Below are 25,939 nucleotides of genomic sequence, written 5' to 3' on the forward strand. Positions count from 1 at the left end.
CCGTCCGACATACGTCATGCGTCCGTACGTGCGTACGCCGAAGGTCGCGGACGGCGCGGTACGGGAGGACGACAGTGCACAGTGGAGCGATACGCCGGCGGCTCGCGCTCGGGCTGGCCGTGCTGACCGCCTCCGGGCTGCTCGCCGTCGCGGCGCCGACCGACGCGCAGGCCGCCACCGCCGCGCTCTGCCCCGGCCGCAAGGTCCGCACCCTGCCCTTCTCCACCGGGACGGTGCTCGTCTACAAGCGCGGCGGCTACGTCTGCGCCGTCACCCTCACAAAGAAGCCCGGTGCCAAGCGCAAGATGTCGGTGAGCGTGCAGGCGCGCGGCAACCGGCCCGTCGTCGACGAGGGCAAGTACGCCTACCGCGCGGGCCCGGTGACCGTGCACGCGGGGCGCCGCTGCGTCTGGCTCAAGGGCCAGGTCGGCAGAGGCAAGTTCAGCTCCCGCTGGATCCTCTGCTGACGTTCCGCACCCCCTGGCGACACGCCGCCCGCGCACAGGGTTTTCCCTATGTCCCCTGGTGCTCCGGTGAGTTGGTCCGCTAGCTTCCGGCGCACATCTGTCTCACAGGGGAGTGCGCATGCGCAAGGCGCTCAGATGGCTGCTGGCGCTCACGGTGCTCATAGGCACACTGGGCACGGCGGGAGCGGCCACCGCCGCCGACGCCGCCGGCACCACCGACATCAAGGAGAGGCTGCTCTCCATACCGGGCATGAGCCTGGTCGAGGAGAAGCCGTACACCGGTTACCGCTTCTTCGTCCTGAACTACACTCAGCCGGTCGACCACCGGAAGCCGTCCAAGGGCACGTTCCAGCAGCGCATCACCGTGCTGCACAAGGACGTCTCGCGCCCGACGGTGTTCTTCACCAGCGGCTACAACGTCTCCACGACGCCCCGCCGCAGCGAACCCACCCAGATCGTGGACGGCAACCAGGTCTCCCTGGAGTACCGCTTCTTCACCCCGTCCCGGCCCACCCCGGCCGACTGGTCCAAGCTGGACATCTGGCAGGCCGCCGGCGACCAGCACCGCGTCTTCAAGGCCCTGAAGAGCATCTACAGCAAGAAGTGGATCTCCACGGGCGGTTCGAAGGGCGGCATGACCGCCACCTACTACGAGCGCTTCTACCCGCGGGACATGGACGGCGTCGTCGCCTACGTCGCCCCCAACGACGTGGTGAACAAGGAGGACTCGGCCTACGACCGCTTCTTCGCCCGCGTCGGCACCAAGGAGTGCCGCGACCGGCTGAACGGTGTGCAGCGCGAGGCGCTGGTGCGCCGCGAGCCGCTGGAGAAGAAGTACGCGGCCTTCGCACAGGACAACGGCCTCACCTTCAACACCATCGGCAGCCTCGACAAGGCCTTCGAGGCGACCGTCCTCGACTACGTGTGGGGCTTCTGGCAGTACAGCCTGCTGTCCGACTGCGACCAGATCCCGGCCGACGCCAAGAACGCCACGGACGACGAGATCTGGGACTCCGTCGACACGATCGCCGGCTTCTCCGCCTACGCCGACCAGGGCCTCACGACCTACACGCCGTACTACTACCAGGCCGGCACCCAGCTCGGCGCGCCGACCATCCGCTTCCCGCACGTCGAGAAGCGGTACATCCGCTACGGCTACCAGCCACCGCGTAACTTCGTCCCCCGGGACATCCCCATGAAGTTCCAGCCGTCGGCGATGCGGGACATCGACACCTGGGTCCGTCACAACGCCCGCCACATGCTGTTCGTCAACGGACAGAACGACCCGTGGAGCGCGGAGCCCTTCCGCGTCGGCAAGGGCGCGAAGGACTCCTACGTCATGACCGCCCCCGGCATGAACCACGGCGCGAACATCGCGGGCCTCGTGCCCGAGCAGAAGGCCCTCGCCACCGCCCGCATCCTGGACTGGGCCGGTGTCGCCTCCGGTTCGGTGCAGGCGGACCCGCAGGCGGCGAAGCCGCTGGCGAAGTTCGACGCCAAGCTCGACAAGCGGGACACCCGGCGTGAGATGACGCTGCGCCCGTAAGGGGTTCTTTCACCATGAGCGCGCGACCTGGGCGGGCATGGTGAAAGGCCCTCTGAGGCACGCCGCAGGTGCGCCCGGCCGTTTCACAGCGGCCGGGCGCACCCCACCGGCCGCTTCCCGCCCAGCCGGACGTACAGGGCCGTCGGGCCGGGGCAGTCGGTCCGCGCGGTGACCGCCCGGACCACCTTGTACTGCGGCTTTCGCTCGCCCGTGCCGTCGCAGGCGGTCTCGCGGACCTGTCCGTCGCCCGAGTCGAAGACGCAGTCGCCGACGATCGTGCGGGGCCCGCCCCCGCCGCCGGGATCACCGGGGTGCGGCGGCTGGAGGTTGCGCATACAGGCGTAGCCCTGCGGCACCGCCCCGTCGCCGTCCTCGTCGGAGAAGGGCCGCTGCTCGCTGATGTGCAGCACGAAGTCGGTGGTGTCCGGGCAGCGCGGCCCGTCCCGCACCGTGCCGTCGTGCCGGGCCACGACCCGGGCCGCCGCCCGCTCACCGGCGCACGCCACCTCGGTGAAGCTCGTCGTGCCGAACGAACTGCACTCGCCGACCGCGAGGAACACCGCGCCGTACCCGGACGGCCGGGTCGGCACCGGTGACACCGTGGCGGTCCTGCCGGCCCTCCCGGTCGCCTGCCCGCCCAGCCGCCCGTCCTCCGCCACGCCTCCCGACGGACTCTGGCAGCCCGCCAGCAGTGTGCCGAGCAGCACCACCAGTCCGCAGACCACCCCCACGAAACTTCTCCCACGCATCGCCGACCCCCCGAGTGTGCTCGCCCAGCGTGACCGCCGTCGCGGGCGCACGCCAGGCAGACGGGGCGGTTTGCGCACGGTGGGGGTGGTGCGCCCGGTCCGTGGCGTACGTCTAGTACGACAGCCCGTACCCGATGGGGTACAGCACCTGCTCCGGATCATCCGCCCGCTGCACCGGCACCGGCAGCTTCCCGCGCGGCTTCACCCGCCCGGCGATCACCCGTGCGGCGGCCCGCAGTTCGACGTCGGTCCAGGAGTACGAGGCCAGGCAGGCCGGCACGGACGGCAGCCGGGCCACGTCGTACGGGTTGCGGATCGCCACCGCCACGACCGGCCTCCCGGTCGCCATGAGCTGCTCCACCAGCGCCCTCTGGCTGCTGCTCGCCGTCACGTTGTACGTGGCGGCCACCACCGCGTCCGCGTTCCGCGCCGCCGCGACCGCCTCCGCGATGGCCGCCGCGGAGGGGGCGGTGCCGGTCGACAGGGCCGTGGCCGCGAAGCCCAGTTCGCTCAGGGCGCCCGCGAGCACGCCCGTGGGCGGTCCCGTCGTGCCGGACGGCGAGGCCGGGTCCGCGCCGACCACCAGCACCTTGGGGTGACGGCGCCGCGACAGGGGCAGCAGCCGCCCCTCGTTGACGAGCAGCGTGGTCGTCCGGTCGGCGATCCGGCCGGCCGCCGCCAGGTGCGACCGGGTGCCGACGGTCCGGTCCACACCGCTCCGACTGACGTACGGCGAACGGAACAGCCCCAGCCGGGACTTCAGCCGCAGCACCCGCAGGATCGACGTGTCGAGCCGGGCCTCGGTGAGCTCGCCCTCGCGCACGGCGGTCAGGACGGCGTTCCAGGCGAGGTCGAGATCGGGCGGGTTGAGCAACTGGTCCACGCCCGCCTTCAGCGCGAGCACCGGCACCCGGTCGTCGCCGTACTTGCTCCGTACGCCCTCCATGCCGAGGGAGTCGGTGACCACGACCCCGTCGTAGCCGAGGTGTTCGCGCAGGATGCCGGTGAGGATGGGACGGGAGAGGGTCGCCGGGTCGCCGGAGTCGTCGAGGGCCGGGACCATCAGGTGCGCGGTCATGATCGAGTCGATGCCGGCGGCGATCGCCGCCCGGAACGGCGGTGCGTCCAGCTTCTCCCACAGCTCGCGGCTGTGCGTGATGGTGGGGAAGCCGGTATGGCTGTCGACGTTGGTGTCCCCGTGCCCGGGGAAGTGCTTGGCGGTCGCGGCCACCCCCGCCCCCTGGTACCCGGCGACCTCGGCGGCCACCAGCGCGGACACCGCCCGCGGATCGGCACCGAAGGACCGTACGCCGATGACCGGGTTGGCCGGGTTGACGTTCACGTCGGCCACCGGGGAGTAGTCCTGCCGGATCCCCATCGCCCGCAGCTCGGCGCCAGCGATCCGGCCGAGCGCACGGGCGTCGGACCGCGACCCGCCCGCCCCGACGGCCATGGCCCCCGGGAAGAGCGTCGCGGGCTCGCCCACCCGGGCGACGATGCCGTGCTCCTGGTCGGTGGAGATGAGCACCGGCAGGCCGCGCGGCAGCTGAAGGGAGGCCCTCTGGATGCCGTTGGACAGAGCGGCGATCTGGTGCGGATCGCGGGTGTTGTGCGCCCAGGCGAAGTAGATGATGCCGCCGACCCGGTACCTCGCGACCAGCTCGGCGGCCGTACGGACCCCGATCTCCTCGAGGTTGGCGTCGATGTCGGCCTGGTCGGGGGCGGTGGCGGAGTGGCCGTAGACCCGCATCACGAAGAGCTGGCCGACCTTCTCCTGGAGCGTCATGCGGGAGATGAGAGCGCGCAGCCGGCTGTCGTGCGGGGCGGCGGCGTGCGCGGGCCCGGCGGCCGCGAGGGCGGCGGTGACGCCGGCCGTGGCGGCGAGGACGGTACGTCTGGAGGGCTGTGCCGTGTTTCCCGTGTTTCCCGTGCCGGTGTCGTGCACGTGCGCTCCTTCCGGAGGTGATCCGCTCGGATCCGCTGAAGGAAACTTCCAAGAGGTCACCAATATCCGGGAAGTTTCTGCCGGTCAAGGGAACACGCACTCACCGCGAAGAGGCCGCCACCGGCGCGGTTGGAGGGGGGCGCGCCGATGGCGGCGGTGCCGCCGGCCGCGGTACGGCGGAGAGGGTGGTCAGCGATCGCAGCCAGTGGCGAGGGCCGACACCGCACCGTGGTGACTCTCCGGCGGCCTGCGATTGGACGGGCACGGTCCGCCCCGGGTTCCCGGCTCCGCCCTAATTTCCGGAAGTCGGTACGCACGGTGAACCAGGTGCTCAACGGGGCGGCTGAGCCGCCACGTCCGGCCACTGCTCGCCGAACGCCCGTACGCATTCCGCGATGGCCGGACGCCGCGCCGCCCCCCGTCCGCCACAGCGCGTACAGCCGCCGCACCGGCATCGGATCGAGCGGCACCTCCACCACCCCGCCTCCCCGGTGGCGCCGTTCTCCCTCCTGGTCCGTGTTCGGCATGTCGTCGGCGTTCCCGGTCCTGTTCCTGGACGAGCCGATGAGGCCGCTGCGGTGGTGCGCGGCGCTGCCGGTGGGCGGGCTGGCGCTGACGTCCCTCACACCGCGCCGCACCACACCCGCGGTGACTCCGGCCCCGACGGCCGCTCCCAGGACGCCTCGACCAGCATCCCGGGCGGGTGCATCCGGAGCGCCAGGGACGGCCCGGACACACCGCCGCCCCGCCCCGGGGGTCCGTGGGGCAGGGCAGTGGGTGGGGGCCGGGACGGGGTCAGCGGGTGTGTTCCGCGTACCTCTGCACCGTCTCGGCCAGGACCTCCTGGCCGTCCCGAGCCCACAGGACGTCGTTGAACAGCTCCACCTCGATGGCGCCGGTGTAGCCGGCCGCCTCCACGTAACCCTGCCACTCCCGCATGTCGATCGACCCGTCGCCGATCTGGCCGCGCCCGGTGAGAACACCCTCCGGGAGGGGAGTCGTCCAGTCGGCGAGCTGGAAGGTGTGGATGCGGCCGCCCGCGCCCGCCCGGGCGATCTGCGCGGGGGCGGTGTCGTCCCACCAGATGTGGTACGTGTCGACCGTGACGCCGACCTGGTGCGCCGGGAAGCGTTCGGCGAGGTCCAGGGCCTGGGCCAGGGTCGACACCACGCAGCGGTCCGAGGCGTACATGGGGTGCAGCGGCTCGATGGCCAGGCGGACGCCGTGCCGCTCCGCGTACGGGCCCAGTTCCGACAGGGCCTCCGCGATGCGTTCACGGGCGCCGTGCAGGTCCTTGGAGCCCGCGGGGAGACCGCCCGAGACCAGGACCAGCGTGTCCGTGCCCAGCGTCGCCGCCTCGTCGATCGCGCGGCGGTTGTCGGCCAGGGCCTCGGCCCGCTCCCGCGGGTCGATCGCCGTGAAGAAGCCGCCCCGGCACAACGTCGTCACCGTCAGACCCGCGTCCCGGACCAGCTTGGCCGTGGCCTCCAGGCCGTGCGCCCGGACCGGCTCGCGCCAGAGCCCCACGTTGCGGATGCCCAGCAGGGCGCAGCCGTCGACCAGTTCCGGCAACGACAGCTGCTTCACCGTCATCTGGTTGATGGAGAAGCGTGCCGGCGCCCCGCTCACTGGTTCACCCCGTACACGCTCAGCAGCGTCTTCATCCGTTCCTCCGCCAGCTTCGGGTCGGGGAACAGCCCCAGTCCGTCGGCCAGTTCGTACGCCGTCGCGAAGTGCGGCAGCGAGCGCGCCGACTGCAGGCCGCCGACCATCGTGAAGTGCGACTGGTGGCCCGCCAGCCAGGCCAGGAACACCACCCCCGTCTTGTAGAAGCGGGTCGGGGTCTGGAAGAGGTGCCGGGAGAGCCCGACCGTGGGGTCCAGCAGATCGCGGAAGCCCTGCACGTTACCGGTGTCCAGGACCCGGACCGCCTCCGCCGCCAGCGGACCCAGCGGGTCGAAGATGCCGAGCAGCGCGTGGCTGAAGCCCTGCTCGTCACCCGCGATCAGCTCGGGGTAGTTGAAGTCGTCGCCCGTGTAGCAGCGCACGCCCCGCGGGAGGCGGCGCCGGATGTCGATCTCGCGCTGGGCGTCCAGCAGGGAGACCTTGATGCCGTCGACCTTGTCGGGGTGCGCGGCGATCACGTCCAGGAACGTGTCCGTCGCCGCGTCCAGGTCGGACGAGCCCCAGTAGCCCTCCAGCGCCGGGTCGAACATCGGGCCCAGCCAGTGCAGCACCACCGGCTCGGCGGACTGGCGCAGCAGGTGGCCGTAGACCTCCAGGTAGTCCTCGGGGCCGGAGGCCGCCGCCGCGAGCGCCCGGGACGCCATCAGGATGGCCTGCGCGCCGGACTCCTCGACGACCGCGAGCTGCTCCTCGTAGGCCGCGCGGACCTCCGCGAGCGAACCGGCGGCGATCTGGTCGGTGCCCACACCGCAGGCGATACGGCCGCCGGCCGCCTTGGCCTCGGCCGCCGACCGGCGGATCAGTTCCGCCGCGCACGCCCAGTCCAGGCCCATGCCGCGCTGGGCGGTGTCCATGGCCTCGGCGACGCCCAGTCCGTGGGACCACAGGTGGCGGCGGAAGGCGAGGGTGGCGTCCCAGTCGACCGCGGCGGGCGAGTCGGGGGAGACGTCCGCGAACGGGTCGGCGACGACGTGCGCCGCCGAGAAGACCGTGCGGGAGGTGAAGGGCGTGCCGGGGGTCACGGCCAGGGGCTCGGTGCGGGGCTCGTAGGTCCGCAACGCCCCGCCGGCACCGGGGAGTCGGATGGTCACAGCGCGATCTCCGGGACGTCGAGACGGCGGCCCTCGGCCGAGGACTTCAGGCCCAGCTCGGCGAGCTGCACACCGCGGGCACCGGCCAGCAGGTCCCAGTGGTAGGGGGCGTCGGCGTAGACGTGCCGCAGGAACAGCTCCCACTGGGCCTTGAAGCCGTTGTCGAACTCGGTGTTGTCCGGGACCTCCTGCCACTGGTCGCGGAAGACCTCCGTGGCGGGGATGTCCGGGTTCCAGACCGGCTTGGGGGTGGCGCTGCGGTGCTGGACACGGCAGTTGCGCAGACCCGCCACGGCGGAGCCCTCGGTGCCGTCCACCTGGAACTCCACCAGTTCGTCCCGGTTGACGCGGACGGCCCAGGAGGAGTTGATCTGGGCGATCGCGCCGCCCTCCAGCTCGAAGACGCCGTAGGCGGCGTCGTCGGCCGTGGCGTCGTAGGGCTTGTCGTTCTCGTCCCAGCGCTGCGGGATGTGCGTGGCGGTGAGCGCCTGGACGGACTTCACCCGGCCGAACAGCTCGTGCAGCACGTACTCCCAGTGCGGGAACATGTCGACGACGATGCCGCCGCCGTCCTCGGCACGGTAGTTCCAGGACGGGCGCTGGGCGGTCTGCCAGTCGCCCTCGAAGACCCAGTAGCCGAACTCGCCGCGCACGGACAGGATCCTGCCGAAGAAGCCGCCGTCGATCAGGCGCTTCAGCTTCAGCAGGCCCGGGAGGAAGAGCTTGTCCTGGACGACGCCGTGCTTGATGCCGGCCGCGTTCGCCAGCCGGGCGAGGTCCAGGGCGCCGTCGAGGCCGGTGGCGGTCGGCTTCTCGGTGTAGATGTGCTTGCCGGCCGCGATGGCCTTCTTCAGCGCCTCTTCGCGGGCGGAGGTGACCTGCGCGTCGAAGTAGATGTCCACCGTCTCGTCGGCGAGGACCGCGTCCAGGTCCGTCGAGACGTGCTCCAGCCCGTGCTGCTCGGCCAGCGCCTTCAGCGCGTGCTCACGGCGGCCGACCAGGATCGGCTCGGGCCACAGCACGGTGCCGTCGCCGAGGTCGAGGCCGCCCTGCTCGCGGAGGGCGAGGATGGAGCGGACCAGGTGCTGGCGGTAGCCCATGCGCCCGGTCACGCCGTTCATGGCGATTCGTACCGTCTTGCGTGTCACGTCGTTCCCTTTCGTACGCGGTCGCCGCGCCGCGTACGCCCCACCCTTCACGGGCGGCCCGGTGAGCCACCGTGGACTGGTGAGCGTTGCAGCAAGCGCTTTCTATATACGGAGAAGCTAGCCTCTGAACCGCGGTCTGGACAAGACCGTGACCAGGACGAGTTGTTCGAGGGGGCGAACAACCCGGAGCCGGGGGCTTAAGGTCTGCTCGGAACCTTGGCCATGAGTTCGTCGGGGCAGAGGCGGTCGACCTGCTGATCCGCTCGGAACCATGGCCGGTGGTCTGGGTGTGTACGAGGGCGGAGACGAGACGAGATGCGCGACCGGAGGACGACGAGATGACGGTGACCCTGGCGGACGTGGCGGCCCGCGCGCAGGTCTCGCCCGCGACGGTGTCGCGCGTGCTGAACGGGAACTACCCCGTGGCGGCCTCCACCCGCGAGCGGGTGCTGAAGGCCGTGGACGAGCTGGACTACGTGCTCAACGGGCCCGCGAGCGCCCTGGCCGCCGCCACCTCCGACCTGGTCGGGATCCTGGTGAACGACATCGCCGACCCGTTCTTCGGGATCATGGCGAGCGCGATCCAGTCCGAGATCGGCGGGCCGGGCGGCCGAGCGGGCGGGGAGAGGCTCGCGGTGGTCTGCAACACGGGCGGATCCCCGGAGCGGGAGTTGACCTACCTCACGCTGCTGCAACGGCAGCGGGCCGCCGCCGTGGTACTGACCGGCGGGGCGATCGAGGACGCTCCGCACCAGGCCGCGATGGACGCGAAGGTGCGGAGACTGACGGAGGCCGGGACGCGGGTCGTGCTGTGCGGACGGCCGCCGGCGCCGGAGACCGGGGCGATCGCGCTGACCTTCGACAACCGCGGTGGCGGACAGGAGCTGACCGAGCACCTCATCGGGCTCGGGCACCGGCGGCTCGGCTACATCGCGGGCCCGGAGGAGCGGACGACCACGCGGCACCGGCTGGAGGGGCACCGGGCCGCACTGGCCGCGCACGGGATCGAGGAGGACCCGCGGTGGACGGTGCACGGGCGCTACGACCGGACGTCCGGCTACGAGGCGACGCTGGAGCTGCTGCGGCGTGATCCGTCGCTGACGGCGGTCGTCGCGGCGAACGACTCCGTCGCGCTCGGGGCGTGCGCCGCGTTGCGCGACTCGGACCTGCGGATTCCGGAGGACGTGTCGGTGGCGGGGTTCGACGATCTGCCGTTCAGCATCGACGCGGTGCCCTCGCTGACGACGGTGCGGCTGCCGCTGGCTGAGGCCGGGGCCCGGGCCGGGCGGATCGCCATGGGCCGCGAGGAGGCACCGCCCGGGGGCATCGCCTCGGTGCGCGGGGAGCTGATGGTGCGGGGGTCCTCCGGGGTGCCGCGGTCTTCTTGAGGTGCTGGGGCCTGAGAGGGCTCGGGGTCGGTGCCGGGGTGTGGGTGCTGGGGCGTGAGGGGGCTCGTGGCTGGTGCTGGGGTGCGGGCGCTGTGGCTTGAGGGCGTGGGGTCGGCGTGCCGCGGGCACGCACGCCCCTGCTCCGGCCGGAAGGCCCCTGCTTCGGCCGTCCCGCGCCCTACTTCGGTCGGCATCCCCTGTTTCGGCCGGCACGCCCCGCCTCGGCCGGCATCCCCTGTTTCGGCCGGCACGCCGCGCCTCGGCCTGAACGGCCTCGTCCTCACGTGGTCCCACACCCGCCGGGCCGGCCCCTCCGGCGAGCGCCATGTCCGGGAACGCGACGGCAGGACGCGTGCGGGGGCCTCGTCAGCGGACGACGTCGAAGACGTTCTTCTGCAGCCCGTTGGCATAGGCCTCGTGCTCGACGAGCCGCAGCTTCTGGGTGTCCTTGTCCGTAGCGCTGAAGAGCCGCTTGCCCGCCCCGAGCAGGAGCGGGAAGACGAGCAGATGGTAGCGATCGATCAGGCCGGCGTCCGAAAGGGCCTGGTTGAGGGAGGCGCTGCCGTGGACGATGATCGGGCCGCCCTCGGTCTCCTTCAGCGCGGCGACGTCGTCGAGCGAGCGCAGGATCGTCGTCTCCCCCCAGTTCGACACCAGGTGGTCCTCGGTGAGGGTCGTGGAGACGACGTACTTCGGCATCACCTTGTAGTCGGCGAAATCCTCCATGTCGGGCCACACCGGACTGAACGCCTCATAGCTGGTGCGGCCCATCATCATCGCCGTGGCTTCCTTCTGCTCCCGTCCCTTGATCTCGAACGCCTCGGGAAGGAACTCGACGTCCTTGAAGGTCCACCCGGAGTTCCGGTAACCGGGCTCGCCGCCCGGGGCCTCCACGACGCCGTCGAGCGAGATGAAAGCGGTGCTGATCAGAGTACGCATCCTGGGATCCTCGGTATCTCGTGTCGGGTTCTCTTCTTCTGACTGCGGAGCACGGAGAAACTCATCGGCCGTCTCCCGTCCGGATCGTCTCGCGCCTGGGCACGAATGTCAGTTCGAGGAGGACGGGCAGGTCGAGCGCGGCCCGTCCGACACGGATCCGCGCCGCCGCATCACGCTCACCGCGCCCGGCCGGGAGGCCGCCGCGCTGCTCGACGAGCGGGCACGGGAGACGGTCGGAGCGATGCTGGACGGTCCGGGCCGAGGACCGGCCACGGCTGGCGGAAGCCATGCGGACCGTCCGGACGCTCCTGGGCGACGGCCGGGCCCCCCGCCCCCAGGACGTCGTCCTGCGCGAGCCCGCCCCCGGCGACCTCGGCTGGATCGTGCAGCGCAACGCCGCGCTGTACGCGGCCGAGTACGGCTTCGACGCCGACTACGAGGGGCTGGTGGCGAGGATCGCCGCCGACTACGGCGAGGACCACGACCCGCGCCCGGAGCGGACGTGGATCGCCGAGCTGGCTGGCCGGCCGGTGGGGTGCGTGATGTGCGTACGGGACGACGCCCCCGGCGCCGCCCGTCTGCGGCTCCTGCTGGTCGAGCCGGACTCCCGCGGCCTGGGCATCGGCGACCGGCTCGTCGGAGCGCTCGTCGACTTCGCGCGCGAGGCCGGCTACCGCGAGGTCGTCCTGTGGACCGACGACATCCTCACCGTGGCCCGCCGCATCTACCGGCGCCACGGTTTCGTGCTGGTCGCGGAGAAACCGCACCGTTCCTTCGGTCAGGATCCGACCGGCCAGGACTGGCGACCGGATCTTCACGCAACACCCGAGTGACGAAGGAGAGTCGCCCGCGGGAGTGCCGGGTAGGGTCCGTCAACATGAAGCTGGCGTTCTCCACCCTCGGTGTCCCCGGCCTGCCCCTGCCCGACGTCCTGCGGCTCGCGGCCGCCCACGGCTATCACGGCGTGGAACTGCGCACCCACCCCGAGGAACCGGTCCACACCGGCCTCGGCCCCGCCGAACGGGCGGACGTCGCGGCCGAGTTCAAGGGAGCGGGCGTAGAGCTCCTGGGCCTGGCGGGCTATGCACAGGTCGCCGCGCCGGGCGACGACGAGCCCGTCCTGGCCGAGATCCGTGCCCTCCTGGACCTGGCCCACGACCTGGGCGCCCCGTACGTCCGGGTCTTCCCGGGCGGCGACCTCGACGTGCAGACCCCCGAAGAGGCCGACGCGACGGCCGCCCGACGCCTGGGCACGGCCGCCGAACACGCCAATGACCTGGGCGTACGCATCCTCCTCGAAACCCACGACTCGCACCGCACCGCCGCCGACGCGATGCGGATCCTCGGCCTCGTCGGGCACCGCCAGGTCGGCGCCCTCTGGGACGTGATGCACACCTGGCTCGGCGGCGAACAGCCCTCCGAGACCTACGCGGCACTCTCCCCGCACCTCGGCTACGTCCAGGTCAAGGACATCCGCTCCGCCGACGACACCACCCCCCTGCCCCTCGGCGAGGGCGTCCTGCCCCTGGCCGAATGCGTGGAGATCCTCTCCCGCCACGGCTGGGACGGCTGGCTGTGCTGGGAGTACGAGAAGCGCTGGTACGAGGAGGCACCGCCCCTGCCCGACCTGCTGGGACCCGGGAGTGAGCACCTGAGCCGGCTGCTGAACGACTCGGCGTGACGTCTCAGCCCTCGGTGGATCGGGCGACCCCCACAGCCAGGACCACGAGCAGCGCGGTGCACCCGCCGAGCAGCTGACCGCAGACGGTGAGGTGCGGTCCAGGACGACGCCCCCGAGCAGTGCGCCGGTCGAGATGGTCGCCTGGAAGGAGGCGGTGAAACAGCGCGTCCCGCTCACTCCGGCAGTCGTCCCCGCGGGTGGCTGGCAGGTCCGCGACGTCACCTCTGCCGGTCAGGGGTGACGTCGCATTCCGGCCGGTGAGGAACCGACGCCCCGGGATCGGTCAGCGGTCTCCGGGCCTGCCGAACTCCTCGATCAGCACCGGATACTGCTCCTTGCCGTGCCCGGCGGCGATCGCACGATCGGCCATCGCCTTGATCAGCCTCGGCAGCTCGGCGTTGACGCCCACCGCCTCGCTCTCCTCGATCAGATGCGCCATCGCCCGCGCGTCGGTCTCCAGCGCCGACACCTCGGCCGGGAACGAACCCCTGTCGATCTGCTCGGCGTACCCGGGCAGCCAGTCGGCGACACCGGCGGCGATGTGCCGCGCGAACGGTGCGTACGTCCCGGCGTCGACCCCCGCCGTCCTGAGCAGGGCCGTGCCCTGGAGCCAGGCGTTCAGCACGCTCCACATCATCGCCAGTCCGGCCGCGTCGTACAGCGACGCCAGCCCGTGGTCCGCACCGAGGTAGGTGACGGTGCCGAGCGCGCCGAGTGCCGACTCGTGCGCGTCGAAGTCCGAGCGCGCCCCGCTCTGGAGGATCACCGCGTCAGAGGTACCGATGGTCGACGGGATGGCCATGACGGCGCCGTCCAGATAGCGGGCACCTCGCGCTTCCGCCCACCGGGCGGTTTCCCGCGCCTGGCCCGAGTCGCCCGAGGTCAGGTTGATCAGCGTCGTGCCGCTCAGCTCGACATCGCTCGTGCCGAGTGCCTCGCGCACGGCTCGGTAGTCGGTGACACAGACGACCGTCAGGCGACCGGACTCGATCGCGTCGCCGACGGTCGGGGCCGGCCGCGCGCCCTCGGCCACCAGCCGGTCGGCCTTGCCGGCCGTACGGTTCCACACGATCGTGGGGTGCCCTGCCTTCAGGAACGCCCCGGCGAGTGCCTGGCCCATCAGGCCGAGTCCGATGACTGTCACGGGTGTTGGGGTGATTTCGTCCATGGCAGCATCGTCAACGTTGATACCGGTGTGAAGGTCAAGTGAGGTTGTCGATGCGGATCGGGGAACTGAGCCGACGGACGGGCGTCAACGCCCATCAGCTGCGGTACTACGAGTCCCAGGGCCTGCTGGAGCCGGCCCGCGGAGCGAACGGCTACCGCGAGTACGACGAGAGCGCCCTGCTGCGGGTGAAGCAGATCCGCCACCTGCTCGGCGCCGGACTGTCCTCGGAGGACATCGCGTACCTGCTGCCCTGTGCGACGGGGGAGGCCCCGGCGCTGGTCGGATGCCCCGAGTTGCTGGCCGCGATGAGGTCGCGGCTGCGGCGGCTGGACGACCGGCTGGCGAGCCTCGCCCAGTCCCGGGACGCCCTGGCCGACTACATCGAGGCGGCCGAACGCGTGGGCGGCGAGAGCTACCCGCCTTTGGGGCTCACGCTGCCTGCTTAGCCCCTGACGTGCCCGTCCTTGACGGCGGTGACGAACGCCGCCCAGCCGCGCTGCGAGAAGACCAGGGCGGGGCCGTGGGCGGTCTTGCTGTCCCGCACGGGGACGTCGGGGCGGCCGGGGGCGACTTCGAGGCACTCAGCTTGACTACCGCCGCTGTAGCTGGACTTGAACCACCCGGTGTACTCACTGCTGATCATGTGCGTGATCCTCTGCTGCCGATCTGACGAGGGCCAGTGACTCCTGCTGCGACAACGCGTCACTCAGAGCCAGAGCGTAGGCGGTCTGGCAGGCCCTCACCAGCGCCGGATCGTCCATCAGACGTCCGGTCTCGAACGCGTCGACGTATGCCACCGGGGCGGAATCCTCAAAGCTCATCAGGGTGAGCAGGCTCTCCATGAGCGGATGCGCACCGACGCGGTACGGCAGGACGTGCAGCCGAATCCGTCGCGACCCGGCCAAGTCCGCGATCTTGTGCAGTTGTTCCGCCATGACCTGCGAGCCACCCACAGCGCGTCGCAGCACGGCCTCGTCGAGAAGCGTCCAGATGACCGGAGCCGACGGTCCGTCAAGAATTCGGGCACGCTCTGTTCGAATGACAACCTTCCTGTCAAGTTCCTGGTCTGTGGTGGTGGGGCGGTAGGCCGCGAACACGGCCCTGGCGTAGTCGGGCGTCTGAAGCAGGCCGGGGACCAATGTGAGCGCGAACTGCTGGATCAGCGTTGCGTGTCGCTCCAGTTCGGCGGCGGCAGCGAAGCGGGGGTCGTACTTGTTCTCCAGATCGTCCAGCCACCGCGCGAAGAATCCGTCCGTCCCCAGCGCCCGGTCGAGGCGCTGCGCGTCATCCGGCTTCGGAAGGCGCCTCCCAGCCTCGAAGTGGCTGATCAACGTGGGCGAGCAGACGACCTGATCCCCCAGTTCCTCCTGGGTGAGGCGCGCCGCGTTCCGCCGTAGCCTCAGCTCCTCCCCGTACTTCTCCCGCAGCGTTCGAGGCGTACGACGTTCGTCCATCGGCCAACTCCTCTTCTTGACAAGCCCGATGTCAAGCTCCACCCCCTGGCAGCGTAGCCAGAGCCGACCTCACTCTGTGAGTGATTCGCCACAGAACGCAGTCACCACAGGTGAGAAGACAGGCAGACAGACGTGACAGACCTCATCGCCCGGCTCCTCGAACCACTTCTCCGCTTCCTCCTCCCTCCCCGGGGGAGGCGACGGCGGCCGGCGGCACCACCCCCGAGCCCGCACACATGCCCGGCGGTCTGCCGCCGCCCCGACGAGCGTCCGCTCCGGGGAGAGGACAACCGGCTGGTGCGCCCCTACCTGTTGGCGGAGGCGAACGCATGACCGGCGGAGCGCGCGACCACGCGATGGCCGGACGGCTGCTGCCGTGGAGCAGGGCCGACGGGGGGCCGTGCTATCTCGTCGGCGACGGAACCGGCTACGTCTCACGGCTCGCCGACGAGATCGAGGACGTGCAGATCGACATGGCGGACCATCTGCTCGGACATGCCGCCGAACTCCTCGCGGAGCACCGCGTGACCAGCGCGGAACTGCACTACCTGGCCCGGCGGCTCAGCGAGTCCCTGCGGGACGTCAAAAGGGTCGCGGAGAGCAGAGGGGCGCGGCTCACCCGCAGGCCCCCGCCATGACCATGGCGGACTCAGCGCTGCTCGCTGCGGCGGGCGTACGCGCGGGCCGCGCGGGCGCGGTCGCCGCAGCGGGTGGAGCACCAGTGGCGGCGGCCGTGGCGGAGCAGGTAGCGGTTGCAGGGCGGGGAACCGCAGGCGGTGAGGCGCTCGGCCGCGGGGGAGGTGAGCAGGTCGGCGGCGTCGGCGGCGAGGGTGGCCAGGGCGAGGTCGACGATCGCGGTCGTGGGGTGGGGGGCGGTGCGGTAGGGGCCGGTCTTGTCGTCCCAGCGCAGTAGCGGGGCCGTGGGGACCCTGGTCATCGCGTCGTTGACGGCCGCAATCGCCGCGGGCAGGGCGGGCACGCCGTCGGCCCGGGCGGCGAACAGCGACCTGATCTGTTCGCGCAGCGACCGCAGCTGGGCCGCGCACATCTCCCGCATGCCGGTGTCGACCGGGGCGAGGCCGCGCTGTGTGAGCCAGTGGTTCGCCTGCGCGGGGGTGCCCACGAGATCGAGTGTGCGCCCGCCGGGCAGGGCGATCGCGGTGTTGGCGAGGGCCAGCGAGGGGTGCTCCTCCTCGCCTTGTGCGGGCGGCGGGGCGGACTGTTCGATCACGGGCTCCTCCATGCTTCTCATGGTACGGCTTGCCTGCATCCGTGAGAAACAGCTACGGTCGCCTCACGGTTAAACCGCGTCTATCCGTGAGGTGCTGCATGTCTTCTCTTCCCGCGACGACCGACTTCCCCGTCCGCGTCCTCGGCGGCCCGACCGCCTTCTTCGAGTACGGCGGCCTGCGCTTCCTGACCGACCCGACCTTCGACGCCCCCGGCGACTACGGCCGGCCCGGGGGCCCGCTCCTGACCAAGACCGCGCCCTCCGCCGGTGGTCCCGCCGACCTCGGCCGTATCGACGTGGTGCTGCTCTCCCACGACGAGCACCCCGACAACCTGGACACCTCCGGCCGGGCCCTGCTCGCCGGCATACCTCTGACCCTGACCACGCCCGGCGGCGGCAAGCGCCTGGGGGAGAGCCTCGGGGACAGGGTCCGGGGCCTGGCCGACGGGGAGTCCGTCGCACTGGACCGGCCCGGCGGCGGCACGGTCACCGTGACCGGCGTCCCCGCCCTGCACGGCCCCGGCCCCCGCGAGCAGGTCGAGCCGTTCACCGGCCAGGTCGTCGGCTTCGTCCTGACCGGCGAAGGCCTGCCCACCGTCTACGTCAGCGGAGACAACGCCTCACTCGATGCCGTCCGCGAGATCGCCGGCCGCTTCGGGCCCGTCGACACCGCCGTGCTCTTCGCCGGTGCCCCCCGCTTCCCGGTGCTCTTCGACAACCAGGTCATCGTCCTGGACAGCGCGATGGCCGCCGAGGCCGCTCAGGTCCTCGGTGCCCGCCGCGTGGTCCCCGTCCACTACGACAGCTGGGCCCACTTCACCGAGGGCCGCGACGAACTGGCGGCTGCCTTCACCGCCGCCGGGCTCGCCGACCGTCTGGACTGGGGCAAGGGCGCCTGACCTGCCGTCACCTCCTCCAGAACAGGTGATGAACCACCCCGCTCGGACTCGGCACGACATCGCAGTGGAAGCGGTCGAGCAGTTCCTCGGGCGACTCCCACAGCCGTGAGCCGGACCCGAGCACCACGCCGGGCGAGACCGCCACGTGCAGCGTGTCGACCAGGTCTGCGTCCAGGAACTGCCGGATGACCGTCGCCCCGCCGCCGAGCCGGACGTCCTTGCCCCTGGCCGCCTTGCGCGCCTGGGCGAGGACCTCGGCGGGATCCCCGCCGACGAAGTGGAACGTCGTGTCGGAGAGCGTGAACGAGGGGCGCTCGTGGTGGGTCATGACGAACACCGGTGTGTGGAACGGGGGTTCGTCGCCCCACCAGCCCTGCCACTCGTAGTTCTCCCACGGGCCGCGCTGCGGGCTGAACTTGTTGCGGCCCATGATCTCGGCGCCGATGTTGTGGTGGAAGTCGCGCACCAAGTAGTCGTCGAGGCCCCGGCTCCCGGCCGGGTCGCTGCGGTTGGGCCAGCTCGCGGTCGCGCCGGCCCAGGCGAACATCTGCCCGGGATCGGCATGGCCGAACGGCCGCTCCAGGCTCTGGCCCTCACCGGCACCGAAGCCGTCGCTCGAGACGGTGAAGTTCTGTACGCGCAGCAGCTGGGACACAGCGCTCCTCCTGTGGTCGATGAGGGGTGGACCGCCCGGGCGGGCAGAACTCATCGGCGGAGGCGGCACGGGTTTCTCCGCGGCTCACCCGGCCTGCGCCACCACGTGGTCGATCACCTGCTGGAAGTCCTCGCTCGGTGAGAACTCCACCATTTCGCTGTCCTCCAGCGCCACCGGCACATGGCCCGGACCCCAGTAGTACGCCTGCCCCGCCTCGTACTCCTCCTCGCCCGAGGCCGTACGCATCCTGATCCGGCCCTTGAGCATGTAGCCCCAGTGGGGGCACTGGCAGGCGTCGTCGGGCAGGCCCTTGAGAGCGGGCCCCATGTCCGTGCCCCGGGGCAGGCTGATGTAGCCCACCGACAGGCCGCCCCCGATCGGCGTGATGCGCAGCTCCACGCCGTCGCCCTCGAGCGCTACGGGTACGTCGTCACGAGTGGTCGCCGCCATGCTTCCTCCGCTCCGCTCCGGCCCGACCGGGCCTCGGGGCATCCCTCGAAGAACCCCTCTCCTCCCAGCCTGGGACGCCCGGCCGCGCCCCGCGACATCACGATCCGGTCAAGAGGTGTCCGGGGGGTCTTGATTTACCGGCGTGTAATCGATTCCATCCACCCGTTGATGTAATCGATTCCATGAGCGCTCACCAGCGCTCCCACGACTGATCCACAAGGAGGTGGAGCGGCGGTGGCCAGCATCAAGGACGTCGCTGCCGAGGCCGGCGTCTCCGTCGCCACGGTCTCGCGCGTCCTGAACGACCACCCGTCGGTCAGCGCCGACGCACGCACCCGCGTGCTGGCCGCCGTCGAGACCCTGGGCTACCGCCCGAACGCCGTCGCCCGCTCCCTGCGCACCGACCAGACCCACACCCTCGGCCTGGTCATCAGCGACGTGCTGAACCCGTACTTCACCGAACTCGCCCGCTCCGTCGAGGAGGAGGCCCGCGCGCTCGGCTACAGCGTCATCATCGGCAACGCCGACGAGCGGCCCGACCTCCAGGACCACCACGTACGCAACCTCCTCGACCGCCGCATCGACGGCCTGCTCGTCTCGCCCACGGACGGCGGCTCGCCGCTCATGCTGGACGCCGCGCGGGCCGGGACGCCCATGGTCTTCGTGGACCGGTGGATCCCGGGCGTGGACGTGCCGGTGGTGCGGGCCGACGGGCAGACCGCCGTACGGGACCTCGTGGCGCATCTGCACGGGCTGGGGCACCGCAGGCTCGCCATCATCGCGGGCCCGGCGGCGACCACCACCGGCCGTGAGCGCGTGGAGGCCTTCCGGGAGGCGCTCGGCGCGTACGGGCTCGCCCTGCCCGACGCCTACATAGGGCAGGGCGACTTCCAGGCCGAGAGCGGCCGGCTGGTCACCGAGGGCTTCCTCGACCTGGCCGAGCCGCCCGAAGTCGTCTTCGCGGCCGACAACCTGATGGCGCTCGGCGCCCTGGACGCCGTACGCGCGCGTGGCCTGCGCGTACCGGACGACCTCGCGCTGGCCGCGTTCGACGACATCCGGTGGTTCGTGCACACCGATCCGCCGATCACCGCGATCGCCCAGCCCACGGGCGAGCTGGGCCGGGCCGCCGTAAGGGCCCTGGTCGACCGCATCGAGGGGCGGCCCGGCGAGTCCGTCACCCTCCCCGCCCGGCTCGTCGTACGCCGCTCGTGCGGCGAGAACCCCACCCCAGTGCAAAGGAGCACGACGTGAGCAACGCGGACGAGTTGCTGCGCATCGAGGGCATACGGAAGACCTTCCCGGGCGTGGTCGCGCTGGACGGCGTCGACTTCGACCTGCGCCGGGGCGAGGTGCACGTACTGCTCGGTGAGAACGGTGCCGGCAAGAGCACCCTCATCAAGATGCTCTCCGGCGCCTACACCCCCGACGCCGGGCGGATCCTGGTGGGCGGTGAGGAGACGCGCATCCAGGGTGCGCAGGACTCCGAGCGGCTCGGGATCGCCACCATCTACCAGGAGTTCAACCTGGTACCCGACCTGACGGTCGCCGAGAACATCTTCCTCGGGCGCCAGCCGCGCCGGTTCGGGATGATCGACCGGAAGAAGATGGAGGCCGACGCCGAGGTCCTGCTGCGGCGGGTCGGCGTGAGCGTGTCGCCCCGGGCGCGGGTCCGCGAACTCGGCATCGCGCGCCTGCAGATGGTCGAGATCGCCAAGGCACTCAGCCTGAACGCCCGTGTGCTGATCATGGACGAGCCGACGGCCGTGCTCACCTCCGAGGAGGTCGACAAGCTCTTCGCGATCGTGCGCACACTGCGCGAGGACGGCGTCGGGATCGTCTTCATCACCCACCACCTGGAGGAGATCGCCGCGCTCGGCGACCGGGTGACGGTCATCCGGGACGGGAAGAGCGTCGGTCAGGTCCCCGCCGCCACGCCCGAGGACGAGCTCGTACGGCTCATGGTCGGGCGCTCCATCGAGCAGCAGTACCCGCGGGAACGCGCCGACAGGGGCGCCGCGTTGCTCACCGTCGAGGGACTGACCCGGGGCGGTGTCTTCCACGACGTCAGCTTCGAGGTGCACGCCGGTGAGGTCGTCGGCATCGCGGGCCTGGTCGGCGCGGGCCGTACCGAGGTCGTACGGGCGGTCTTCGGGGCCGACGCCTACGACCACGGCACCGTGAAGGTCTCCGGCGCCCCGATCGCCAGGTACGACGTCAACGCGGCGATGACCGCGGGCATCGGACTCGTCCCCGAGGACCGCAAGGGCCAAGGCCTGGTGCTGGACGCGTCGGTCGAGGAGAACCTCGGCCTGGTGACGCTGCGGTCCGCCACGCGTGCGGGCCTCGTCGACCTCAAGGGCCAGCGCGAGGCGGCCGAGCGGATCGCCGGACAGCTCGGCGTGCGGATGGCCGGACTCGGCCAGCAGGTGCGCACCCTCTCCGGCGGCAACCAGCAGAAGGTCGTCATCGGCAAGTGGCTGCTCGCCGACACCAAGGTGCTGATCCTCGACGAGCCGACGCGCGGCATCGACGTCGGCGCCAAGGTCGAGATCTACCAGCTGGTCAACGAACTCACCGCCGCCGACGCGGCCGTCCTCATGATCTCCAGCGATCTGCCCGAGGTGCTCGGTATGAGCGACCGGGTGCTGGTGATGGCCCAGGGCCGGATCGCCGGTGAACTCTCCGCCGACGAGGCGACCCAGGACGCCGTGATGGCACTCGCCGTCAGCACCCCCACGACCACGACCACGACCACGAACGGAACGGAGGCCTCCGGTGGCCACTGACACGCTCAAGAGCACGACGGGCGCGGGTGGCGCCTCGGGGGGCCTGCGCCGCCTCCTGCTCGACAACGGGGCGCTCACCGCGCTCATCGTCCTCGTCATCGCGATGTCGGCCCTGTCCGGCGACTTCCTGACGACGGACAACCTCCTCAACGTCGGTGTGCAGGCGGCCGTGACGGCCATCCTCGCCTTCGGCGTGACCTTCGTGATCGTCTCCGCGGGCATCGACCTGTCGGTCGGCTCGGTCGCCGCGCTGTCCGCCACGGTCCTCGCCTGGAGCGCCACCTCGGCGGGTGTCCCGGTCTTCCTCGCCGTCCTCCTCGCCATAGCGACGGGCATCGCCTGCGGCCTGGTCAACGGCATCCTGATCTCCTACGGCAAGCTCCCGCCGTTCATCGCGACCCTGGCCATGCTGTCCGTGGCCCGCGGCCTGTCCCTCGTGATCTCCGAGGGCTCCCCGATCGCCTTCCCCGACTCGGTCTCCCACCTCGGTGACACGCTCGGCGGCTGGCTTCCGGTGCCGGTCCTGGTGATGGTCGTCATGGGCCTGGTCGCGGCCTTCGTGCTCGGCCGGACCTACATCGGCCGCTCCATGTACGCGATCGGCGGCAACGAGGAGGCCGCGCGGCTGTCCGGCCTGCGCGTGAAGAAGCAGAAGCTCGCGATCTACGCCTTCTCCGGCGTGTTCGCCGCCGTCGCCGGTGTCGTCCTCGCGGCCCGCCTCTCCTCCGCGCAGCCCCAGGCCGCAGACGGCTACGAGCTGGACGCGATCGCCGCAGTCGTCATCGGCGGCGCCTCCCTCGCGGGCGGCACCGGCAAGGCCTCCGGCACGCTCATCGGCGCGCTGATCCTGGCCGTGCTGCGCAACGGTCTGAACCTGCTGAACGTCTCGGCGTTCTGGCAGCAGGTCGTCATCGGTGTCGTCATCGCGCTGGCGGTGCTGTTCGACACGCTGCGCCGCAAGGCGGGGGCGGCCCCGGCGGCGGCCGGCATCGGCGGCCCCAAGGGCAGGCAGGCGGCGACGTACGGGCTCGCGGCCGTGGTCACCGTCGCGATCGTCGGCGCCACCTCCTTCCTGCACAACGGCTCCTCCGCCACGAGCAGCCCGAAGATGGGCCTGTCGCTGTCCACCCTCAACAACCCCTTCTTCGTGCAGATCCGGGCGGGAGCCCAGGCCGAGGCGGAGAAGCGGGGCGTGGACCTGACCGTCACCGACGCCCAGAACGACGCCTCCCAGCAGGCCAACCAGCTGCAGAACTTCACCAGTTCCGGCCTCGGCGCGATCATCGTCAACCCGGTGGACTCGGACGCCGCGAGCAACTCCGTGAAGGCCGCCGACAAGGCGAAGATCCCGGTCATCGCGGTCGACCGGGGCGTCAACAAGGCGTCGGTGGACGCTCTCGTCGCCTCCGACAACGTCGCCGGCGGTGAACTCGCCGCCAAGACCATCGCCGACAAGCTGGGCGGCAAGGGCAAGATCGTGATCCTCCAGGGCCAGGCCGGCACGTCCGCGGCCCGGGAGCGCGCACAGGGCTTCGCGAACGGCCTCAAGGCCTTCCCCGGCATCCAGGTCGTGGCCCAGCAGCCCGCCGACTTCGACCGCACCAAGGGCCTGGACGTGATGTCGAACCTGCTCCAGGCCCACCCGGACGTCCAGGGCGTCATCGCCGCCAACGACGAGATGGCGCTCGGCGCGATCAAGGCGCTGGGCTCCAAGGCCGGCACGTCGGTCCCGGTCGTCGGCTTCGACGGCACGCCTGACGGACTGAAGGCGGTCGAGGGCGGCACGCTGTACGCGTCCGTGGCGCAGCAGCCGTCCCAGCTCGGGAAGATCGCCGTGGACAACGCCCTGCGGGCCCTGAAGGGCGAGAAGGTCGAGGAGACGGTGAAGGTGCCGGTGAAGGTGGTCACCAAGGAGAACGTGGCCGGCTTCAGCGGCTGACATCGGGGAACGGCCGGGCGGTCACACACGGCGTGTGGACCGCCCGGCCATGTCACTCACGTGGGGAGACAACTCATGTACGACTACGACCTCCTGGTCGTGGGGTCGGCCAACGCCGACCTGGTGATCGGAGTGGAGCGCCGGCCCGGTGCCGGCGAGACCGTGCTCGGCTCCGACCTGACCGTCCACCCGGGCGGCAAGGGCGCGAACCAGGCGGTCGCCGCCGCCCGGCTCGGCGCCCGTACGGCGCTGCTGGCCCGGGTGGGCGACGACGCCCACGGCCGGCTGCTGCTGGACTCACTGCACGAGGCCGGCGTCGACACGGTGGGGGTACTGGTGGGCGGCGCGCCGACCGGGGTCGCGCTGATCACGGTCGACCCGTCCGGCGACAACAGCATCGTCGTCTCGCCCGGCGCCAACGGCCGCCTCACCCCGCAGGACGTCAGCGCCGCCGGGTGCCTCTTCCAGGGCTCCCGGGTGGTGTCGGCGCAGTTGGAGATCCCGCTGGAGACGGTGGTGGAGACCGTACGGAACCTGGCGCCGGGGAGCCGTTTCGTGCTGAACCCCTCGCCGCCGCGCCCTCTGCCGCACGAGGTGCTGGCGGCCTGCGACCCGCTGATCGTGAACGAGCACGAGGCGAAGGTGATCCTGGGCGACTCCGCCGTCGGGGACAGCCCCGAGGCCTGGGCGCGGATCCTCCTCGCCAAGGGCCCGAAGTCGGTGGTGGTGACGCTGGGCGCGGAGGGCGCGCTGGTGGCGTCGGCGGAGGGCGTCTCACGTGTGCCGGCCGTGAAGGTGGACGCGGTGGACACGACCGGAGCGGGCGACTCCTTCACCGCCGCGCTGGCCTACCGGCTGGGGACGGGCGAGTCCCTGGCCCGGGCGGCGGCGTACGCGGCTCGGGTGGGTGCCGCGACCGTGACGAAGGAGGGCGCGCAGGCGTCCTTCCCTACGGCGGCGGAGGTCGCCGCACCGTGAAGAAGACCGGAATACTGAACCGTCACCTCGCCGGTGCGCTGGCCGAACTCGGCCACGGCGACGGGGTGCTGGTGTGCGACGCGGGCATGCCCATCCCCGACGGGCCCCGGGTGGTGGACCTGGCCTTCCGGGCGGGGGTCCCGGCGTTCGCCGAGGTGCTGGACGGGCTGCTGGCCGAGCTGGTGGTCGAGGGGGCGACGGCGGCGCAGGAGCTGCGGGAGGCCAACCCGGAGGCGTCGGCGCTGCTGGAGGGGCACTTCCCCGGGCTGCGGCTCGTGTCGCACGAGCGGCTCAAAGAGATGTCGGCGCAGGCCCGGCTGGTCGTCCGCACGGGCGAGGCACGGCCGTACGCGAACGTCCTGCTGCGGTGCGGCGTCTTCTTCTGACGGCCCTGAACGGCTTCTGAACAGCCCTGAACGGTTTCGAGGGGGCCCGGTCCGTCGACCCGGCCCCCTCGGCCTTTCCCCTCCCGTCAGGAACCCCGCGATCCCCCCGGATCCCCCTCCAGAAGCCCTGACGCCCACTACGACCCGAAAGGGACGGAAAGGGTTGCACGGCAACGTAAGAAAATCTTGCCGGATTCTTGAGGGGTCCCTGCGGGGGCCGCGACGCGGCCGCCCAGGGCCTGTCGTTTGGATCAGGTCGCAGGGAAGCGACGGTGCTTCTCGACCCCGCGTCCGCGGTCTGATCCAAACGGCAGGCCCCAGGTTGCCACCATGCGCCTCTTCGACAAGCTGACCGGGACCGCCCACCCCGCCGACGGTGTCGCTCCGCGTCCGGCCGAGGAGGTGCGGACGGCCCTGCTCGGCCTGGGCCGGCCCGACGTGCCGTACGTCATCCGCGACGGTGCCGCCGAGGGCGCCGACCTGGTCGCGCAGTGGCGGGCGGCCGAGCCCGCCTGGCAGGAGCTCTTCGTCCGATCGCAGCTGACCCGCGCCGTCCGGTTCCGGATGCGTCTGGTCCGGGAGGACCACGAGGTTCGGGTCGTCGAGGAGGGGCGGGAGGTCACCCGGGTCGGCGACCCGCCGCGGCTGAAGATCTCCGGGCAGTACACGCGCGGACCCGACCGGACCGTCTCCCGCCACTACACGATCGGCCGCGGGGAGAGCGGCCGCCTCGAAGCGACGGAGACCTACCGCTTCGACAGTGCGGAGCTGCGCGACCCCCTCAGGGACGCCGTCCTTACAGCGGGCTGGACGTGGCGCTCAGTGATCTTCGGGAGGCTGTGAGCACGCGGGTGAGGCCACCGTCGTCCTCCTCGATGTCGCGCACGTGCGCGAACCCGATCCGCCCGAGCAGGCGCAGCGAGGCATCGTTCTCCGCGGCGACGGTGGCGTGCACCTCGGTGAGCCCGAGCGTCCCGAAGCCGTACGCCACGAGTGCCTCCGCGAGCTCCGTCCCGAGTCCGCCTCCCCAGACCGCGGGGGACAGCGCGTAGACGATCTCGTGCCCGTCCACCTCGTCGGTCCGCTTGATCTCCGCGTGCCCGATCAGCCGCCCGTCGAGCCGGACCGCCCACACGTCGAAGAGGTCCCGCGCGTAGACCTTGCTGAAGATCCGCCCGAACAGGGCCCGGTCGTCCGCCTCGGGAGAGGGCCCGTCCCCCATCCACCGGGAGACCCTGGTGTCCTGGAACAGGGCGACGAAGTCCTCTTCGTCGCCCGGGGCGTAAGGGGTCAGGAGCAGGCGCGGGGCGCGCAGCGTCGGAGGCACGGAAGCGGACGCTAGTCATTCGG

Annotated in this window: 26 protein-coding genes and 2 pseudogenes; 14 read left to right on the plus strand and 14 right to left on the minus strand. The window is 71.6% G+C overall.

Annotated elements, in window-relative coordinates; genetic code table 11:
• Positions 1 to 74 precede the first annotated feature (74 nt).
• Together ACFU3E_RS08425 and ACFU3E_RS08430 are read left to right on the plus strand one after the other, a co-directional pair.
• A complete protein-coding gene (locus ACFU3E_RS08425) occupies positions 75 to 467 on the plus strand; it encodes a hypothetical protein (RefSeq protein WP_384153937.1) in 393 nt (130 codons plus the stop codon).
• 118 nt (positions 468 to 585) lie between these two features.
• Entirely contained in the window at positions 586 to 2,013 is a 1,428-nt protein-coding gene (locus tag ACFU3E_RS08430; RefSeq protein WP_384153939.1) for a S28 family serine protease, read from the plus strand.
• 83 nt (positions 2,014 to 2,096) lie between these two features.
• Here the strand turns inward: ACFU3E_RS08430 and ACFU3E_RS08435 are convergent, their stop codons facing one another.
• The 6 genes and pseudogenes from ACFU3E_RS08435 to ACFU3E_RS08460 all read right to left on the minus strand — a co-directional run bounded on the left by ACFU3E_RS08435 (position 2,097) and on the right by ACFU3E_RS08460 (position 8,632).
• A complete protein-coding gene (locus ACFU3E_RS08435) occupies positions 2,097 to 2,762 on the minus strand; it encodes a hypothetical protein (protein ID WP_384153941.1) in 666 nt (221 codons plus the stop codon).
• 112 nt (positions 2,763 to 2,874) lie between these two features.
• On the minus strand, positions 2,875 to 4,707 hold the full coding sequence (locus ACFU3E_RS08440; RefSeq protein ID WP_384153943.1) for a glycoside hydrolase family 3 protein: 1,833 nt from the start codon (positions 4,705 to 4,707) through the stop codon (positions 2,875 to 2,877).
• Between the two features lie 331 nt (positions 4,708 to 5,038).
• Positions 5,039 to 5,189, minus strand: a pseudogene (locus ACFU3E_RS08445) (LysR family transcriptional regulator); the annotation flags it as partial.
• Between the two features lie 313 nt (positions 5,190 to 5,502).
• Positions 5,503 to 6,300, minus strand: a complete 798-nt coding sequence (locus tag ACFU3E_RS08450; protein ID WP_384153945.1) for a sugar phosphate isomerase/epimerase family protein — start codon at positions 6,298 to 6,300, stop codon at positions 5,503 to 5,505.
• Positions 6,301 to 6,332: 32 nt separating this feature from the next.
• Positions 6,333 to 7,484, minus strand: a complete 1,152-nt coding sequence (locus tag ACFU3E_RS08455) for a dihydrodipicolinate synthase family protein (RefSeq protein ID WP_384153947.1) — start codon at positions 7,482 to 7,484, stop codon at positions 6,333 to 6,335.
• A complete protein-coding gene (locus ACFU3E_RS08460) occupies positions 7,481 to 8,632 on the minus strand; it encodes a Gfo/Idh/MocA family protein (protein ID WP_384153949.1) in 1,152 nt (383 codons plus the stop codon). Before ACFU3E_RS08460 ends, ACFU3E_RS08455 begins: the two co-directional genes overlap by 4 nt.
• Before the next feature lie 338 nt (positions 8,633 to 8,970).
• Between ACFU3E_RS08460 and ACFU3E_RS08465 the strand changes: the two genes are divergently transcribed.
• Positions 8,971 to 10,020: a LacI family DNA-binding transcriptional regulator gene (locus ACFU3E_RS08465; protein ID WP_384153951.1), complete on the plus strand. Its 1,050-nt coding sequence runs from the start codon at positions 8,971 to 8,973 to the stop codon at positions 10,018 to 10,020.
• Between the two features lie 366 nt (positions 10,021 to 10,386).
• Here the strand turns inward: ACFU3E_RS08465 and ACFU3E_RS08470 are convergent, their stop codons facing one another.
• Positions 10,387 to 10,959, minus strand: a complete 573-nt coding sequence (locus ACFU3E_RS08470; protein ID WP_384153953.1) for a dihydrofolate reductase family protein — start codon at positions 10,957 to 10,959, stop codon at positions 10,387 to 10,389.
• 109 nt (positions 10,960 to 11,068) lie between these two features.
• Between ACFU3E_RS08470 and ACFU3E_RS08475 the strand changes: the two are divergent.
• A pseudogene (locus ACFU3E_RS08475) lies at positions 11,069 to 11,792 on the plus strand (GNAT family N-acetyltransferase); the annotation flags it as partial.
• A 44-nt stretch (positions 11,793 to 11,836) separates the two neighbouring features.
• Positions 11,837 to 12,640, plus strand: coding sequence for a sugar phosphate isomerase/epimerase family protein (locus tag ACFU3E_RS08480; protein ID WP_384153955.1), 804 nt, complete (start codon positions 11,837 to 11,839; stop codon positions 12,638 to 12,640).
• A 283-nt stretch (positions 12,641 to 12,923) separates the two neighbouring features.
• Here ACFU3E_RS08480 and ACFU3E_RS08485 read toward each other — a convergent pair whose 3' ends face one another.
• Positions 12,924 to 13,808 carry an NAD(P)-dependent oxidoreductase gene (locus ACFU3E_RS08485; RefSeq protein WP_384153957.1) on the minus strand — a complete coding sequence of 295 codons (885 nt, stop codon included), beginning with the start codon at positions 13,806 to 13,808 and terminating at the stop codon, positions 12,924 to 12,926.
• Positions 13,809 to 13,858: 50 nt separating this feature from the next.
• Between ACFU3E_RS08485 and ACFU3E_RS08490 the strand changes: the two genes are divergently transcribed.
• Positions 13,859 to 14,254: a MerR family transcriptional regulator gene (locus ACFU3E_RS08490; protein WP_384153959.1), complete on the plus strand. Its 396-nt coding sequence runs from the start codon at positions 13,859 to 13,861 to the stop codon at positions 14,252 to 14,254.
• Here ACFU3E_RS08490 and ACFU3E_RS08495 read toward each other — a convergent pair.
• Entirely contained in the window at positions 14,251 to 14,451 is a 201-nt protein-coding gene (locus ACFU3E_RS08495) for a DUF397 domain-containing protein (protein ID WP_384153961.1), read from the minus strand. The two genes, ACFU3E_RS08490 and ACFU3E_RS08495, sit on opposite strands and share 4 nt — an antisense overlap.
• Complete coding sequence (locus tag ACFU3E_RS08500) at positions 14,438 to 15,262, minus strand: Scr1 family TA system antitoxin-like transcriptional regulator (RefSeq protein ID WP_384153963.1); 825 nt, start codon at positions 15,260 to 15,262, stop codon at positions 14,438 to 14,440. The genes ACFU3E_RS08495 and ACFU3E_RS08500 overlap by 14 nt, the downstream gene beginning before the upstream one ends.
• A 329-nt stretch (positions 15,263 to 15,591) precedes the next feature.
• Between ACFU3E_RS08500 and ACFU3E_RS08505 the strand changes: the two genes are divergently transcribed.
• Positions 15,592 to 15,900 carry a hypothetical protein gene (locus ACFU3E_RS08505; RefSeq protein ID WP_384153965.1) on the plus strand — a complete coding sequence of 103 codons (309 nt, stop codon included), beginning with the start codon at positions 15,592 to 15,594 and terminating at the stop codon, positions 15,898 to 15,900.
• An 11-nt stretch (positions 15,901 to 15,911) separates the two neighbouring features.
• Here the strand turns inward: ACFU3E_RS08505 and ACFU3E_RS08510 are convergent, their stop codons facing one another.
• Complete coding sequence (locus ACFU3E_RS08510; protein ID WP_384153967.1) at positions 15,912 to 16,505, minus strand: CGNR zinc finger domain-containing protein; 594 nt, start codon at positions 16,503 to 16,505, stop codon at positions 15,912 to 15,914.
• An 86-nt stretch (positions 16,506 to 16,591) separates the two neighbouring features.
• Here ACFU3E_RS08510 and ACFU3E_RS08515 point away from each other — a divergent pair, with 86 nt between their 5' ends.
• On the plus strand, positions 16,592 to 17,392 hold the full coding sequence (locus ACFU3E_RS08515) for an MBL fold metallo-hydrolase (protein ID WP_384153969.1): 801 nt from the start codon (positions 16,592 to 16,594) through the stop codon (positions 17,390 to 17,392).
• Between the two features lie 7 nt (positions 17,393 to 17,399).
• Here ACFU3E_RS08515 and ACFU3E_RS08520 read toward each other — a convergent pair whose 3' ends face one another.
• Both ACFU3E_RS08520 and ACFU3E_RS08525 read right to left on the minus strand, forming a co-directional pair.
• A complete protein-coding gene (locus tag ACFU3E_RS08520; RefSeq protein ID WP_384153971.1) occupies positions 17,400 to 18,047 on the minus strand; it encodes a dihydrofolate reductase family protein in 648 nt (215 codons plus the stop codon).
• 84 nt (positions 18,048 to 18,131) lie between these two features.
• Positions 18,132 to 18,497 (minus strand): hypothetical protein, encoded by a 366-nt coding sequence (locus ACFU3E_RS08525; protein WP_384153973.1) that lies wholly within the window; start codon positions 18,495 to 18,497, stop codon positions 18,132 to 18,134.
• A 234-nt stretch (positions 18,498 to 18,731) separates the two neighbouring features.
• On the opposite strand from ACFU3E_RS08525, the gene ACFU3E_RS08530 reads away from it, so the two are divergent.
• The 6 genes from ACFU3E_RS08530 to ACFU3E_RS08555 all read left to right on the plus strand — a co-directional run bounded on the left by ACFU3E_RS08530 (position 18,732) and on the right by ACFU3E_RS08555 (position 25,432).
• A complete protein-coding gene (locus tag ACFU3E_RS08530) occupies positions 18,732 to 19,751 on the plus strand; it encodes a LacI family DNA-binding transcriptional regulator (protein ID WP_384153975.1) in 1,020 nt (339 codons plus the stop codon).
• Complete coding sequence (locus ACFU3E_RS08535) at positions 19,748 to 21,286, plus strand: sugar ABC transporter ATP-binding protein (RefSeq protein ID WP_384153977.1); 1,539 nt, start codon at positions 19,748 to 19,750, stop codon at positions 21,284 to 21,286. The genes ACFU3E_RS08530 and ACFU3E_RS08535 overlap by 4 nt, the downstream gene beginning before the upstream one ends.
• Positions 21,276 to 23,225 (plus strand): substrate-binding domain-containing protein, encoded by a 1,950-nt coding sequence (locus ACFU3E_RS08540; RefSeq protein WP_384153979.1) that lies wholly within the window; start codon positions 21,276 to 21,278, stop codon positions 23,223 to 23,225. Before ACFU3E_RS08535 ends, ACFU3E_RS08540 begins: the two co-directional genes overlap by 11 nt.
• 75 nt (positions 23,226 to 23,300) lie before the next feature.
• The gene (locus ACFU3E_RS08545) at positions 23,301 to 24,203 is read left to right on the plus strand and encodes a ribokinase (RefSeq protein WP_384153981.1); all 903 of its coding nucleotides are present in this window, start codon (positions 23,301 to 23,303) and stop codon (positions 24,201 to 24,203) included.
• Complete coding sequence (gene rbsD / locus ACFU3E_RS08550) at positions 24,200 to 24,589, plus strand: D-ribose pyranase (RefSeq protein WP_384153983.1); 390 nt, start codon at positions 24,200 to 24,202, stop codon at positions 24,587 to 24,589. The genes ACFU3E_RS08545 and rbsD overlap by 4 nt, the downstream gene beginning before the upstream one ends.
• Before the next feature lie 330 nt (positions 24,590 to 24,919).
• Positions 24,920 to 25,432: a hypothetical protein gene (locus ACFU3E_RS08555; RefSeq protein ID WP_384153985.1), complete on the plus strand. Its 513-nt coding sequence runs from the start codon at positions 24,920 to 24,922 to the stop codon at positions 25,430 to 25,432.
• Here the strand turns inward: ACFU3E_RS08555 and ACFU3E_RS08560 are convergent.
• Positions 25,386 to 25,916, minus strand: a complete 531-nt coding sequence (locus tag ACFU3E_RS08560; RefSeq protein ID WP_384153987.1) for a GNAT family N-acetyltransferase — start codon at positions 25,914 to 25,916, stop codon at positions 25,386 to 25,388. The genes ACFU3E_RS08555 and ACFU3E_RS08560 overlap by 47 nt on opposite strands.
• Between the last annotated feature and the right edge of the window lie 23 nt (positions 25,917 to 25,939).

Origin of the sequence: Streptomyces sp. NPDC057424 (assembly GCF_042803315.1) — a bacterium.
In the GTDB taxonomy this organism is placed as follows: Bacteria; Actinomycetota; Actinomycetes; order Streptomycetales; family Streptomycetaceae; genus Streptomyces.

Bases quoted from the DNA above. Each gene is read 5' to 3' on its own strand.
- ACFU3E_RS08490 (WP_384153959.1), top strand. From the start codon at position 13,859: ATGCGGATCGGGGAACTGAGCCGACGGACGGGCGTCAACGCCCATCAG.
- ACFU3E_RS08465 (WP_384153951.1), top strand. From the start codon at position 8,971: ATGACGGTGACCCTGGCGGACGTGGCGGCCCGCGCGCAGGTCTCGCCC.
- ACFU3E_RS08545 (WP_384153981.1), top strand. From the start codon at position 23,301: ATGTACGACTACGACCTCCTGGTCGTGGGGTCGGCCAACGCCGACCTG.
- ACFU3E_RS08435 (WP_384153941.1), bottom strand. From the start codon at position 2,762: ATGCGTGGGAGAAGTTTCGTGGGGGTGGTCTGCGGACTGGTGGTGCTG.
- ACFU3E_RS08555 (WP_384153985.1), top strand. From the start codon at position 24,920: ATGCGCCTCTTCGACAAGCTGACCGGGACCGCCCACCCCGCCGACGGT.
- ACFU3E_RS08495 (WP_384153961.1), bottom strand. From the start codon at position 14,451: ATGATCAGCAGTGAGTACACCGGGTGGTTCAAGTCCAGCTACAGCGGC.
- ACFU3E_RS08515 (WP_384153969.1), top strand. From the start codon at position 16,592: ATGTCTTCTCTTCCCGCGACGACCGACTTCCCCGTCCGCGTCCTCGGC.
- ACFU3E_RS08470 (WP_384153953.1), bottom strand. From the start codon at position 10,959: ATGCGTACTCTGATCAGCACCGCTTTCATCTCGCTCGACGGCGTCGTG.
- ACFU3E_RS08510 (WP_384153967.1), bottom strand. From the start codon at position 16,505: ATGGAGGAGCCCGTGATCGAACAGTCCGCCCCGCCGCCCGCACAAGGC.
- ACFU3E_RS08500 (WP_384153963.1), bottom strand. From the start codon at position 15,262: ATGGACGAACGTCGTACGCCTCGAACGCTGCGGGAGAAGTACGGGGAG.
- ACFU3E_RS08485 (WP_384153957.1), bottom strand. From the start codon at position 13,808: ATGGACGAAATCACCCCAACACCCGTGACAGTCATCGGACTCGGCCTG.
- ACFU3E_RS08480 (WP_384153955.1), top strand. From the start codon at position 11,837: ATGAAGCTGGCGTTCTCCACCCTCGGTGTCCCCGGCCTGCCCCTGCCC.
- ACFU3E_RS08430 (WP_384153939.1), top strand. From the start codon at position 586: ATGCGCAAGGCGCTCAGATGGCTGCTGGCGCTCACGGTGCTCATAGGC.
- ACFU3E_RS08525 (WP_384153973.1), bottom strand. From the start codon at position 18,497: ATGGCGGCGACCACTCGTGACGACGTACCCGTAGCGCTCGAGGGCGAC.
- ACFU3E_RS08505 (WP_384153965.1), top strand. From the start codon at position 15,592: ATGACCGGCGGAGCGCGCGACCACGCGATGGCCGGACGGCTGCTGCCG.
- ACFU3E_RS08450 (WP_384153945.1), bottom strand. From the start codon at position 6,300: ATGACGGTGAAGCAGCTGTCGTTGCCGGAACTGGTCGACGGCTGCGCC.